Below are 12,572 nucleotides of genomic sequence, written 5' to 3'. Positions count from 1 at the left end.
CTGGCCCGCGCCGAGGTGCGCCAGCCGCTCACGCCGGCCACGCGCGCGCTGACGGCGCGGCTGGAAGCCACCATGGCGCTGCTGCCGCCCGCTGCCCTCCCGACCTTTCCGCCTTCACCCATGCACATTCCGACAGCAACCGGTAAAATGCCGGATTGCTTAAAAAATGTGCATCATGTCACGTGAATGGAACGCCAGCGTCACGGTTGCCGCTGTCATCGAACGCGGCGGCCGCTTCCTGCTGGTTGAAGAGGAAACGCGCGACGGCCTGCGGCTGAACCAGCCGGCCGGCCACCTGGAAGCGGGCGAAAGCCTGATCCGCGCCGTCGTGCGCGAGACCCTCGAGGAAACCGCCCACACCTTCGAGCCGCGCGCGCTGCTCGGCTGCTATATGAGCCGGGGCCTGTCGTCGCGCGACCAGGGCGACACCACCTATATCCGCTTCGCCTTCACCGGCGACCTTGGCACGCTCGATGAGGGCCGCCAGCTCGATACCGGCATCATCCGCACGCTGTGGATGACGGCCGAGGAGCTGCGCGCCTGCCCCGAGCGCCATCGCACCCCGCTGCTGATGGCCTGTGTGGACGACTACCTCGCCGGCAAGCGCTTCGCGCTGGATGTGCTTTATACGCATCCCACGAGCGTGGCGACCACCACGGGAGACGCATCGTGAGCGGCAAGCGGGTGGTCGTGGGCATGTCGGGCGGGGTCGATTCGTCGGTCACCGCGTGGCTGCTCAAGCAGCAGGGGTACGAGGTCATCGGCCTGTTCATGAAGAACTGGGAGGACGATGACGACAGCGAATACTGCTCCACGCGCGAGGACTGGCTCGACGTGGTGTCCGTGGCCGACCTGATCGGCGTGGACGTGGAGGCGGTGAACTTCGCCGCCGAATACAAGGACCGCGTGTTCGCCGATTTCCTGCGCGAGTACTCGGCCGGCCGCACGCCCAACCCGGACGTGCTCTGCAATGCCGAGATCAAGTTCAAGGCGTTTCTGGACCACGCGATGTCGCTGGGCGCCGACACCATCGCCACGGGCCACTATGCGCGCGTGCGGCAGGCGGACAACGGGCGCTTCGAGCTGCTCAAGGCGTTCGACCACACCAAGGACCAGAGCTACTTCCTGCATCGGCTGAACCAGGCGCAGCTGTCGCGCACGCTGTTCCCGCTGGGCGAGATGCCGAAGACGCGCGTGCGCGAGATCGCCGCCGAGATCGGCCTGCCGAACGCGAAGAAGAAGGATTCGACCGGGATCTGCTTTATCGGCGAGCGGCCGTTCCGCGACTTCCTCAATCGCTACCTGCCGACCAAGCCGGGGCCGATGAAGACGCCCGAGGGCAAAGTGGTGGGGGAGCACATCGGACTGGCGTTCTATACGCTGGGCCAGCGCAAGGGCATTGGCCTGGGCGGCAGCCGCGAAGGCAGCGGCGATGCCTGGTACGTGGCGCGCAAGGACATGGCCAGCAACACGCTGTACGTGGTGCAGGGGCACGACCATCCGTGGCTGCTGACGCCGGTGCTGGAAGCGGCTGACCTGTCCTGGGTGGCGGGTGAGCCACCTGCAGCCGGCGCCGAGATGGCGGCCAAGACGCGCTATCGCCAGAGCGATGCGGCATGCCGGGTAGAAGCGGCCAATGGCGACGTGCTGAAGCTGGCCTTCGCCGAGGCGCAATGGGCGGTGACGCCGGGCCAGTCCGCCGTGCTCTACGACGGCGACGTCTGCCTGGGCGGCGGCATCATCCAGTGAAACCGACGGCTGGCGCTCTGGCGCCAGCCCGCTGAGCCTGCGCTCAACCTGCCGAGGGCAGGGCGGTGTCGATGAACGACTGGCGCTTCTCGATCTTTTCCTGGAACGCGACGAGGTTCGGGTATTGCTCGCGCCAGCCGATGTTCGGGAAACGGAAGTCCAGGTAGGCCAGGGCGCAGCCCACGGCCACGTCGGCCAGGGTGAAATGGATGCCGGTGCACCACGGGCGCTCGCCCAGGCCCGAGGCCATCGCGGCCAGTGCGGCGTCGATCTTGGTCCGCTGGCGCTGGACCCATGACTCGCTGCGCTGGCCTGCCTCGCGCTGGGTGGTTTCCAGGCGTACCAGCAGCGCGGCGTCGAGCAGGCCATCGGCCAGGGCTTCCCAGCAGCGCACCTCGAGCCGCTCGCGGCTGCCCTGCGGAATCAGGCGGCCAACCGGCGACAGCGTATCGGCGTATTCGGCGATCACGCGCGAATCGAAGACCGCGCCACCGTCCTCCATGACCAGGCAGGGCACCTTGCCGAGCGGGTTGAACTGGCCGATGGTGGTTTCGGGCGACCAGACGTTCTCCTCGATCATCTGGTAGTCGACCTTCTTTTCCGCCAGCACCACGCGCACCTTGCGCGCGTACGGGCTGGTGTGGGACGCATACAGCTTCATGTTCTCCCCTTGAGCTTGTTATGAAGTGCATCGGCGCTCTGTGGCTGCCATGGCGCCCTGGCGGGCGGCATGTCGATGGACTTCATAACAGGCTACTGGATTGGCGAGCGCGAGTATACCCGCGCCGGCCCGCGCATGCCGTGTCAATGCGGCGCTTCGCACGCTCCGTGTCGCCTGACCCATGGCGCACCGCACAGGTGCGGTGGGCGATGGTAAAATCCCGCGTTGCGCGATGCCGGCCAGCCCTTTGTGGCGTGCCGGTGGCAGGTCCGATGGCGCGCCCGGCGGCTCGCCCCGTGCGGCGCATCGGTCGCTTGAAGCCGCCCGCCTCGCCAGTCTTCGCATGGTTACCGCGCCCCCGCGGAACCCCGTCTTCCCCTCTTTCTCCCGGTTGCCAGCATGTCCACCCCATCCCTTTCGCCGCTCACCGCACTGTCTCCCATCGATGGCCGTTATGCCGCCAAGGCCGACGCGCTGCGCGAGTGGCTCTCCGAGGCGGCCTTCATGCGCAACCGCGTGAAGGTCGAGGTCAACTGGCTGATCGCCCTGGCCCAGGCCGGCCTGCCCGACGTGCCGAAGTTCTCGGCCGATTCCGAGGCGAAGCTGCAGGCGCTGGTGGAGAACTTCACCGAAGCCGACGCCGCCCGCATCAAGGACATCGAGGCTGTGACCAACCACGACGTCAAGGCCGTGGAGTACTGGCTCAAGGAGCAGGTCAAGGGCAACGCCGAGCTGGAGGCCGCGAGCGAGTTCATCCATTTCGCCTGCACCTCGGAAGACATCAACAACACCTCGCACGGCATGATGCTCAAGGGCGCCCGTGACGGCGTGCTGGTGCCCACGCTCCAGCGCGTGCAGGCCCGCCTGGTGGAACTGGCACGCGCCAATGCCACCCAGCCGATGCTGTCGCGCACGCACGGCCAGCCGGCCAGCCCGACCACGCTGGGCAAGGAAATGGCCAACGTGGCCGCCCGCCTGGCGCGCGCCATCGAGCGCATCCAGCGCGTGGAACTGCTCGGCAAGATGAATGGCGCGGTGGGTAACTACAACGCCCACCTGTCGGCCTACCCGACGTTCGACTGGGAAGCGTTCTCGAAGCAGGTGATCGAGTCGCGCCTGGGCCTGAGTTTCAACCCGTATACCATCCAGATCGAGCCGCACGACTACATGGCCGAGCTGTTCGACGCTATCGCGCGCGCCAACACGATCCTGCTGGACCTGAACCGCGACGTGTGGGGCTATATCTCGCTGGGCTACTTCAAGCAGCGGACCAAGGCTGGCGAGATCGGCTCGTCGACGATGCCGCACAAGGTCAACCCGATCGACTTCGAGAACTCGGAAGGCAACCTCGGCCTGGCCAACGCGGTGCTGCGCCACCTCTCGGAAAAACTGCCGGTTTCGCGCTGGCAGCGTGACCTGACGGACTCCACCGTGCTGCGCAACATGGGCGTGGCCTTCGGCTACAGCCTGCTGGCCTACGAGGCCTGCCTGCGCGGCCTGGGCAAGCTGGAAACCAATCCGGAACGCCTGAACGAAGACCTCGACAACTGCTGGGAAGTGCTGGCCGAGCCGGTGCAGACCGTGATGCGCCGCTTTGGCGTGCCGAACCCGTACGAGCAGCTCAAGGAGCTGACGCGCGGCAAGGGCATCTCGCGCGAGGCGCTGCAGACCTTCGTGTCGGGCCTGGCGATTCCGGACGATGCCAAGCAATTGCTGCTGGACATGACGCCGGCCAGCTACATCGGCAAGGCCGTGGAACTGGCGAACAAGATCTGACGACGCCGGGGACCCGTAAGGGTCTGGAGCGATGTGGAAGAAGGGCTGGCATTGCGCCGGCCCTTTTTTTGCCCCTGCGACAATGCGTCACATCAAATCATTTGAACGACTTCATGAAGTTCCGCATCTCACAGCACCCGGACGAATGCCAATAATGCGAGAATTCCTGCCAGCAGGATAGGGCGACACAAGCCCCCGCTGGCGAATCGCCCGGCCCGGACGATCGCAAAAAGAAAAATCGAAGGGATTCACAAACATGACTTCATACGGGGTGCACAGCGTCGCGCACAGTCGCGGCGGCAAGGGTGCCAATGGCTACACGGCGACCGCCATCGGCCTGCACTGGCTGATCGCGTTCGGCATTTTCGCGGCGTTCGGGCTGGGCCTGTACATGACCGGCATTCCTGGCCTGACGCCAACCAAGCTCAAGCTTTTCTCGTGGCACAAATGGCTCGGCGTGACGATCTTTGCCGTGGCCGTGCTGCGCGTGCTGTGGCGCGCCACCCACGCCGCGCCGCCTGTGGCAGCCGGCACGCCGGCCTGGCAGGCCCGCGCCGCCGCCGCGGCGCACCATCTGCTCTACCTGCTGATCCTCGTGGTGCCGCTGACCGGCTATTTCTACAGCCTCTCTGCCGGCGTGCCCGTGGTCTACCTGGGCCTCTGGAAGATGCCGGTGCTGATCGAGGCCAATACCACGCTCAAGCCGATCCTGCAGGCCGTCCACGCCTGGCTCAACTACCTGATGGCGGGCATCGTGCTGCTGCACGCAGCCGCCGCCATCAAGCACCAGGTGATCGACCGCGACGGCACGCTTGCCCGGATGATTCCGTTCCTGCGCTGAATGACATCGTATTTTCCTGAGAGGAGTGCACCGATGAAACGCATGACCCGTCCCGGCGCCATCGTCGTAGCCGCCGCGCTGGCCACGGCCGGCCTGGCCGCCAACCTGGCCTGGGCGCAGATCGACACGGCCAAGAGCACCGTCACCGCCACGGCGCGGCAGATCGGCGTGCCGATGGAAGGCAAGTTCAAGAAGTTCGACGCCACGGTCGATTTCGACCCGGCCAAGCTGGCCACGTCGTCCGCCAAGGTGGAAATCGACGTGTCGAGCTTCGAGATCGGCGATGCCGAGACCACCAAGGAGGTCAAGGGCAAGGATTGGTTCGACGCCGCAAAATTTCCCAAGGCCGTGTTCCAGTCCACCGCCATCAAGGCCGGTGCAGCCGGGAAGTACGATGTGGCCGGCAAGCTGACCATCAAGGGCAAGACCCTGGACGTGGTGGTGCCTGCCACCTACAAGCAGGACGCGGCAGGGCAGGTGTTCGACGGTGTGCTGCCGATCAAGCGCACCGTGTTCAATATCGGCGACGGCGAATGGAAGGACACTTCCGTGGTGGCCGACGACGTGCAGATCAAGTTCCATATCGTGACCCCGGCGAAGAAGGGCTGAAGCAGGCCGCGTGCCCGCCCACCGATTTTTCGCTGAATTTCGACTTTCCTCTCCAACCTTTTGACGGGAGACCCAGACATGAAGATGCGCACCCTGTTCGCGGCCGTTGCCGCTGCCTCCGCCACGTTGGCCGCCGGCGCCGCCATGGCCAACGCCGTGACCTACAACGTGGACCCGACCCACACCTACCCGAGCTTCGAGGCCGACCACATGGGCGGCCTGTCCAACTGGCGCGGCAAGTTCGACAAGTCGACCGGCGTGGTCACGCTGGACCGCGCGGCCAAGGCCGGCACGGTCGAGATCAAGATCGACCCGTCGTCGATCGACTTCGGCAACGCCAAGCTGAATGAGCACGCCAAGGGCCCGGACATGTTCGACGTGCAGGCCTTCCCGGAAGCCACCTACAAGGGCAAGTTCTCGAAGTTCAAGGGCGACGTGCCGACCGAGGTGGATGGCGTGCTGACGCTGCGCGGCGTGTCGAAGCCGGTAAAGCTGGAAATTCGCCAGTTCAAGTGCATGGAGCACCCGATGCTCAAGCGCGAGGCATGCGGTGCCGATGCCGTGGGCCAGTTCAATCGCGCGGACTTCGGCATCGACTACGGCGCGAAGTACGGTTTCAAGCAGGACGTCAAGCTGGCGATCCAGGTGGAAGCCGTCAAGGCCGACTAAGTCAGGCGTTTGTTACAAAACGGGAAGGGCCGGCAACACGCCGGCCCTTTTTTCGTTCCTGCCGATACCCCTCTTCATGGCGCGGAAGCATTGTTGTATGGTTTCCGGCAGCCACAGTACAATGGCTCGCCGCAGTCCCACCCTCGGGGGCGCCGCGCCTGCCACTCCCGGCGTGCGTCTGCCCCATAACCGGTCACGCGCATCGTTATGAGTATTGGCTGCATTCCCTGATTCCGGTACCCCCGCCGCAAGCTTCTTGCCTGAGCTGTACCCGGCCGGCCCCTTTGGGCGCCCCGGCCCACAGCGTTCCCTGGATTTCCCTGGCGCGATACCGTGTACTCCAAAACGCAAATCGATCCGGTAGTTAGCTTCCGCAACTCGCAGGGCGAGCAGGTGCGGGGCACGATCATCAATCTCCAGCGCAAGTCGCTGGTGATGGAAATCTACAATCCCTATTCGATCGTTCAGGTCAGCGAGGTGCTCAGTGAGCTGAGCGTGCGGATGGGGGCGAAGAACGCCTACCTCGGCAAGGCCGTGGTCATGAGCCTGGTGAATACCGGCCTGACCGCCGTGGTCTCCCTGACATTGATCGACGAATGGCGCGAGCTGACCGACGTCAACGACGCACCGAAATCGGTCGCGCGGGAGGCCGAGCTGTTCGTGCAGGACTGGGACACCCGTTTCAATATCCGCCGCGACTACCAGATCGTGGTCAACGAGATGCGCGCGTACCTCTCGGAGGTGTCGCGCTGGGTCGAGCAGGTGGACCTGACCGAGTCGCTGCCCAAGACCGAGGGGCGGCTGCGCGAGGACGTGTTCTACGAACTGGCCTCGCCGCTGATGGGCAAGGTCAAGGTGTACCTGGACTGGCTCGAGGGCGAGGCCCAGCAGGTGGACCCCGAGATCGCCCCCGTGCACCGTACCTATGCCCAGGCGGCCCTGCACCCGCTGCTGCTGCGTGCGCCGTTCGTCTATCGGACGTTTACGAAGCCGCTTGGCTATGCCGGCGACTACGAGATGGTCAACCAGATCCTGAGCGACCCGCAGCAGGGGCCGACCACGTACTTCCAGATCGTCAACACGGCGTTCCTGAAGGCGGCGGTGGCCACCGCGCACCGCAACCGGATCGACCTGCTGGTCGATTACCTGACTCGCCAGGCCGAGCGCGCGCGTGCCGAAGGCCGGCCGTTCCGCGTGCTGAACGTGGGCTGCGGGCCGGCGTTCGAGATCCAGCGCTTCGTGCGCGAGTACCCGAATCCGGAATTGCTGTCGTTCCAGCTCGTGGATTTCAGCGAGGAAACACTCGCGTACACGCGCAATTCCATCGAGCGCTCGGCGGCTTCGGCCGGGCACAAGGTGTCCGTCGAAATGGTCCACCAGTCGGTGCATGACCTGCTCAAGCGCCGGATCTCGCCCGACGACCCCACCACGCGCACATTCGACGCCGTGTACTGCGCCGGGCTGTTCGACTACCTGTCGGACAAGGTCTGCTCGCGGCTGCTGACCTATTTCGCCTCGCGCACGCGCCCGGGCGGCCATCTGCTGGTTACCAACGTCCACTCCGACAACCCCGAGAAGTTCGGGATGGAGCACCTGCTGGAGTGGTACCTGATCTATCGCGACGAGGCCGGCATGGCCTCGCTGCTGCCGGAGAACTCGAATGCCCACCGACTCTATGTCGATGAAACCGGCGTCAATGTCTTCGCCGAAGCCGCTATCCAGTGACGCCGAGGTGGCGCCGTCTGCCCCGGCGGCGCGTGGCAACGAGCTGTACGCCGGCTACCAGTCCGAGTTGGCCGACTTTCGCCTGGCGTTCAGCCGGGGCGGCGCCTACACGGCCATCGTGCTGGTGCTGCTGGGCGTAGGGCTCGATTACGGCCAGTATCCGGACAAGCAACTGCCGTTCGCCGTGGCGCGGATCGTGGTGTCGCTGCTGATCGCCGGGGTGATCGTGGCGCTCTACAGCAACGCCGGCCGCCGCTTCGCGCCGTGGCTGACGATGTCGTGGCTGCTGCTGCCGCAGATCATGATTGCGTGGATGATCTCGCAGACCGAGGGCGTGGAGTCGCCGTACTACGTGGGCCTGAACCTGGCGATCTTCGCGTCCGGTATCGCGCTGCCGTTCGGGCTCTGGCAGAACCTTGTCTTCGGCGTGCTCTCGTACCTGCTCTATGCGGCAGCCTGCCTGCTGCACTCGGGCGGTGTCGAGCCGATGGGCACCTTCATCGTCAATTCGCTGTTCCTGCTGTTTGCCGCGGCGGCCAGTGGCGTGTACACGTTCTTTAATGAACGGGCGCGCTTCATGCTGTTCCGCCTGAAGGCCGAAGTGGCGGACAAGAACACCGAACTCGAGGTCATCAACCGCAAGCTGGTCGATATCAAGGGCCAGATGCTCCAGCAGGAGAAGATGGCCGCCATCGGTACGCTGGCGGCGGGTTTGCTGCACGAAGTCAACAATCCTGTGAACTTCTGCCTGATGGCAATCGAGGTGGCCATGGAGGAACCGGTCACCAAGAACGAGCCGGGGCTCCAGGAGTGCCTGGTCGATGCCAAGCAGGGCATGCAGCGCATCCAGCATATCGTCTCCGACCTGAAGACATTCGCTTACCGCAAGCCGGGGGCCGAGGTAGAGGGCACCCCGTTCCTGTTCGAGAAGGCACTGGACTCATCGGTCCGGCTGACCGCGCACGAGCTGCGCGGCGTGAAGGTAACGCGCGAATTGCCCGACGATACGCTCGTGATGGGCGACGAAGCGGCAATTATCGGCGTGCTGATCAACCTGTTCTCGAACGCCGCGCTGGCCATGCGCAAGGCCGGCACGCAGCAGCCGGCCATCCACACCACGGTGAAGTGGGCCGACGGCCGCCTGCACGTGAATGTGCGCGACAACGGGCCTGGCATTGCGCCGGAGCACCTTGCGCGGGTGTTCGAGCCATTCTTCACCACGCGCGAGGTGGGCCAGGGTTTGGGCCTCGGGCTGTCGATCAGCTACGCGGTCATCGAGCGCCACGGCGGCGTGCTGTTTGCCGAGAGCGAACTGGGCCAGTGGGCCGCGTTCAGCTTCGACCTGCCGCGTGCGGAGTGAGGGGGCGATGAGCGATACCAGCCAGCCGCGCCCGACCGTCCTCTACGTCGATGACGAGGAGATGGCGTGCAAGTACTTCGCGCGGGCGGTCGGCAACGAATACGAGGTGCTGTCGGCCACGAGCGCCGATGGCGCCATGGCGGTGCTGCACGCGCATCATGCACAGATTTCGATTCTGGTGACCGATTTCCGCATGCCGGGGCGCGATGGCGGCGATTTGCTGCGCCAAGTGTCGCAGGAATACCCGCATATCGTGCGCCTGCTCGTGACGGCCTACGCCGACAAGGACATGCTGCTGAAGACCGTGAACAGCGGCGAGGTCTTCCGCATCCTGGAAAAGCCGCTGGCTGTGGCCGAGATTCGCGACGTGCTGCGGCTGGCTGGCGAGCGGCACCGGGAGCGTGCGGTCCGTCAGCAGCGCCTGATGGCCATCGACGAGACGCTGGCGTTCCTGGCCCACGAACTAAACACCCCGCTGGCGGCCATCGCCAACTTCGCGCGTGGCATTGGCTCGCGCGTGGCAGGCGAGTACAGCCCGCAGCGCAACGCCGAGATCGGCCATGCGGCCGGCGCGATGCATGACAACGCCCAGTATTGCCTGGCGGTGCTGTCGTCGTTCCTGCAGTCCGTGCGCAGTAGCGCGGGCACGGTGGCGCCCAAGCCCGGTGTCGGGCAGGAGGTCAGCGCGGGCGCGCTGGTGGCGTCGCTACTGGATACCTATCCTTTTGCCGATAACCAACGTGACTGGGTGCAAGTTGAGCTGCATGGCGATTTCCCGGTGCCAACGCTGCCAAATTGCGTGGCGCTGGTGCTGTCGTCTGTCATGAGCAACGCGCTGCGGGCGCTGGGCGACGTGCCCACGCCGGCGCTGCGCTTCGTGGTGGTGGCCGGCGAGCGCCCCGAGATCCGTATTGCCGACAATGGCCCGGGCATTCCCCCGGAAGTGATGGACCGGCTGCTCGTGGACCCGGTCACGACGCACGCGGCGGCCGGCGGCAGCGGCATGGGCATGATCTTCTGCAACCGCGTGATGCAGTCATTCGGCGGCGGCATCCGCATTGCGTCGGCAACCGGGGCCGGCACCACCGTTACCCTCGACTTCCCAAATTTCAAGAATCGTATGCACAGGAGTGATCGATGAGCGAACTGAATACTACGCAGGCACCCCCGGCGATTCTGTTCGTCGATGACGAGGCCACGGCCGTCAAGTACTTCCAGCGCGCCATTGGCCAGCTGGCCCCGGTGGTGACCGGCGGCTCGGTGGAGGAGGGCAAGGCCCTGCTCGACGCCCATGCCGGCAGCCTCGCCGTGCTGGTCTCGGACCAGCGCATGCCGGGCGAGTATGGCAATGAACTGCTGCGCTACGCGCGCGAGCGCTACCCGCATATCGTGCGCATCCTGACCACGGCCTATTCGGAGCTGGACCAGACCGTGGAAGCGGTGAACCAGGGCCAGATCCACCGCTATATCAAGAAGCCGTGGGATATCACCGCGCTGCGCATGGAACTGAAGCAGGCGCTGGAGCTGGCCGGGCTGCGCAAGGAGCGTGACCAGTTGCTGCGCGAGAAGCTGTCAGTGCTGCAAAAGCAGACCGTGGCCACGCGCGTCGGCATGGTGCAGGCGCTGTGCGCGAGCCTGATTGGCCCCGGCCGCTTCCAGCCGGTGGAAACCTACCTGGCCGGCACCTCGCTGGCTGGCGCGCGCAACGCGGAGCCTGACTGGCAGCGGCTGGACTACGCCGACCTGGTTGGCGCGGAAAGCCAGCGCAGCGGCACGTTCGGCCACGCTGTGGGCACGCGGCTCGCCGAATTGCGAGGCCGACTGACCGGGAAGGGCGCCGCCGACGCAGTGGCCGTCCTCGCCGAAACGCTGGGCGACGGCGCCGTGCGACGCGACGGCGATACCGTGACCTGGCTCGCCCCGGCGGCGCTCGGCGAGTTCGTCGGCAACCCGGTGGGCGAGGCGGTTTCGGCCGGGCACGCCGACTGGCTGGCCGTTCTGCTATGGATCGAGGAGGCGGGTGGCGCGCTGCGGCTGCAACGCGAGGGCGATGCCATCTCGGCACGTGCCGGCGTGCGGACCGAGACCTTCGCCTCGGACCGCCTCGCGGTGTGGATCGAGCAGCTGTCGGACTGAGTCCCGCCATGGCAAAGAAAAAGGCGCCCGAGGGCGCCTATTTCGTTTCCAGCGTGCCAGCCGTCAGGCCTGCGCGCCGAAGTTCGGGTCGTTGCGGTCGTTGGTATCGCCGGGCTTCTTCTCGCCCTTGATCAGGTCCTCGCGCTTCACGCCCAGCCACATCGCCAGCGCCGCAGCCACGAATACCGACGAATAGATACCGAACAGGATACCCACCGTCAGGGCCAGCGCGAAGTAATGGAGCGTCGGGCCGCCGAAGAAGAACATCGACAGCACCATCATTTCGGTCGAGCCGTGCGTGATGATGGTCCGCGACATCGTGCTGGTAATCGCGTTGTCGATGACCTCGTGCGTGCTCATCTTGCGGTATTTGCGGAAATTCTCGCGAATCCGGTCGAAGATCACGACCGACTCGTTGACCGAGTAGCCGAGCACCGCCAGCACCGCCGCGAGCACCGACAGCGAGAATTCCCACTGGAAGAACGCGAAGAAGCCCAGGATGATCACGATGTCGTGCAGGTTGGCGATGATGCCCGCCACCGCGAACTTCCACTCGAAGCGGAACGACAGGTAGATCACGATGCCGGCCACCACGCACAGCAGCGCCAGCAGGCCGTCCGTTGCCAGTTCCTTGCCCACCTGCGGACCGACGAACTCCACGCGCTGGAGCTTCACGTCCGGCGTGGCAGCCTGCAGCGCGCCCATTACCTGCTCGCTCTGCTGGGCCGAGGTCACCGTCTTGCCATCCGGACCCTTCTGCAGCGGCAGGCGGATCATGATGTCGCGCGAGGTGCCGAAGTTCTGCACCTGCACGTCGGTGTAGCCAAGCTTGCCGACCTGGCCGCGAATCTTCTCAAGGTCGGCCGCCTGCGAGTAGGTCACCTCCATCACCGTGCCGCCGGTGAACTCGATCGACAGGTGCAGGCCCTTCTGCCAGAGGAAGAAGACAGCTGCGGCAAACGTCAGGAAGGAAATCACGTTGAAGACCAACGCGTGCTTCATGAACGGAATGTCGCGCTTGATGCGGAAAAATTCCATGATGTTGT

12 protein-coding genes and 1 pseudogene are annotated in these 12,572 nt (G+C 65.4%); 11 read left to right on the top strand and 2 right to left on the bottom strand.

Annotation, left to right across the window (positions count from 1 at the left end):
* The 3 genes and pseudogenes from KHO18_RS20710 to mnmA form a co-directional block, all read left to right on the top strand.
* Positions 1-186 (top strand): annotated as a pseudogene (locus KHO18_RS20710) (hypothetical protein); the annotation flags it as partial.
* Complete coding sequence (locus KHO18_RS20705) at positions 167-673, top strand: NUDIX hydrolase (protein ID WP_149137425.1); 507 nt, start codon at positions 167-169, stop codon at positions 671-673. The pseudogene KHO18_RS20710 and the gene KHO18_RS20705, both read left to right, overlap by 20 nt.
* The gene (gene mnmA / locus KHO18_RS20700; RefSeq protein WP_144201447.1) at positions 670-1,749 is read left to right on the top strand and encodes a tRNA 2-thiouridine(34) synthase MnmA; all 1,080 of its coding nucleotides are present in this window, start codon (positions 670-672) and stop codon (positions 1,747-1,749) included. The genes KHO18_RS20705 and mnmA overlap by 4 nt, the downstream gene beginning before the upstream one ends.
* Positions 1,750-1,792: 43 nt before the next feature.
* On the opposite strand, the gene KHO18_RS20695 is transcribed toward mnmA, so the two are convergent.
* The gene (locus KHO18_RS20695; protein ID WP_144201449.1) at positions 1,793-2,410 is read right to left on the bottom strand and encodes a glutathione S-transferase C-terminal domain-containing protein; all 618 of its coding nucleotides are present in this window, start codon (positions 2,408-2,410) and stop codon (positions 1,793-1,795) included.
* Positions 2,411-2,809: 399 nt separating this feature from the next.
* On the opposite strand from KHO18_RS20695, the gene purB reads away from it, so the two are divergent.
* From purB to KHO18_RS20655, 8 genes are all read left to right on the top strand, one after another.
* Positions 2,810-4,186, top strand: a complete 1,377-nt coding sequence (purB, locus tag KHO18_RS20690) for an adenylosuccinate lyase (protein WP_144201451.1) — start codon at positions 2,810-2,812, stop codon at positions 4,184-4,186.
* A gap of 256 nt (positions 4,187-4,442) precedes the next feature.
* Positions 4,443-5,027 carry a cytochrome b gene (locus KHO18_RS20685; RefSeq protein ID WP_144201453.1) on the top strand — a complete coding sequence of 195 codons (585 nt, stop codon included), beginning with the start codon at positions 4,443-4,445 and terminating at the stop codon, positions 5,025-5,027.
* 33 nt (positions 5,028-5,060) lie between these two features.
* Positions 5,061-5,636 carry a YceI family protein gene (locus KHO18_RS20680; protein ID WP_144201455.1) on the top strand — a complete coding sequence of 192 codons (576 nt, stop codon included), beginning with the start codon at positions 5,061-5,063 and terminating at the stop codon, positions 5,634-5,636.
* A gap of 78 nt (positions 5,637-5,714) precedes the next feature.
* Positions 5,715-6,305, top strand: a complete 591-nt coding sequence (locus KHO18_RS20675) for a YceI family protein (RefSeq protein ID WP_144201457.1) — start codon at positions 5,715-5,717, stop codon at positions 6,303-6,305.
* 333 nt (positions 6,306-6,638) lie between these two features.
* Entirely contained in the window at positions 6,639-8,030 is a 1,392-nt protein-coding gene (locus tag KHO18_RS20670; RefSeq protein WP_144202510.1) for a class I SAM-dependent methyltransferase, read from the top strand.
* Positions 8,002-9,390, top strand: a complete 1,389-nt coding sequence (locus KHO18_RS20665) for a sensor histidine kinase (RefSeq protein ID WP_244844951.1) — start codon at positions 8,002-8,004, stop codon at positions 9,388-9,390. The genes KHO18_RS20670 and KHO18_RS20665 overlap by 29 nt, the downstream gene beginning before the upstream one ends.
* 7 nt (positions 9,391-9,397) lie before the next feature.
* Entirely contained in the window at positions 9,398-10,531 is a 1,134-nt protein-coding gene (locus KHO18_RS20660; RefSeq protein ID WP_144202508.1) for a hybrid sensor histidine kinase/response regulator, read from the top strand.
* Positions 10,528-11,526, top strand: a complete 999-nt coding sequence (locus KHO18_RS20655; protein WP_144202506.1) for a response regulator — start codon at positions 10,528-10,530, stop codon at positions 11,524-11,526. Before KHO18_RS20660 ends, KHO18_RS20655 begins: the two co-directional genes overlap by 4 nt.
* Positions 11,527-11,589: 63 nt before the next feature.
* Here the strand turns inward: KHO18_RS20655 and secF are convergent, their stop codons facing one another.
* Positions 11,590-12,564, bottom strand: coding sequence for a protein translocase subunit SecF (gene secF / locus KHO18_RS20650; RefSeq protein WP_144202504.1), 975 nt, complete (start codon positions 12,562-12,564; stop codon positions 11,590-11,592).
* Positions 12,565-12,572 lie beyond the last annotated feature (8 nt).

The sequence above is a fragment of the Cupriavidus campinensis genome, assembly GCF_905397395.1.
Classification (GTDB): Bacteria; Pseudomonadota; Gammaproteobacteria; order Burkholderiales; family Burkholderiaceae; genus Cupriavidus; species Cupriavidus campinensis.
Note: the sequence above shows the minus strand (reverse complement) of the source record. Positions and strands in the feature narration are given on the sequence as shown.

Excerpts from the sequence above, each read along its gene's own strand:
- purB (WP_144201451.1), top strand. The coding sequence starts at position 2,810 with ATGTCCACCCCATCCCTTTCGCCGCTCACCGCACTGTCTCCCATCGAT.
- KHO18_RS20705 (WP_149137425.1), top strand. The coding sequence starts at position 167 with ATGTGCATCATGTCACGTGAATGGAACGCCAGCGTCACGGTTGCCGCT.
- KHO18_RS20655 (WP_144202506.1), top strand. The coding sequence starts at position 10,528 with ATGAGCGAACTGAATACTACGCAGGCACCCCCGGCGATTCTGTTCGTC.
- KHO18_RS20695 (WP_144201449.1), bottom strand. The coding sequence starts at position 2,410 with ATGAAGCTGTATGCGTCCCACACCAGCCCGTACGCGCGCAAGGTGCGC.
- KHO18_RS20685 (WP_144201453.1), top strand. The coding sequence starts at position 4,443 with ATGACTTCATACGGGGTGCACAGCGTCGCGCACAGTCGCGGCGGCAAG.
- secF (WP_144202504.1), bottom strand. The coding sequence starts at position 12,564 with ATGGAATTTTTCCGCATCAAGCGCGACATTCCGTTCATGAAGCACGCG.
- KHO18_RS20660 (WP_144202508.1), top strand. The coding sequence starts at position 9,398 with ATGAGCGATACCAGCCAGCCGCGCCCGACCGTCCTCTACGTCGATGAC.
- KHO18_RS20665 (WP_244844951.1), top strand. The coding sequence starts at position 8,002 with ATGTCTTCGCCGAAGCCGCTATCCAGTGACGCCGAGGTGGCGCCGTCT.
- KHO18_RS20680 (WP_144201455.1), top strand. The coding sequence starts at position 5,061 with ATGAAACGCATGACCCGTCCCGGCGCCATCGTCGTAGCCGCCGCGCTG.
- KHO18_RS20675 (WP_144201457.1), top strand. The coding sequence starts at position 5,715 with ATGAAGATGCGCACCCTGTTCGCGGCCGTTGCCGCTGCCTCCGCCACG.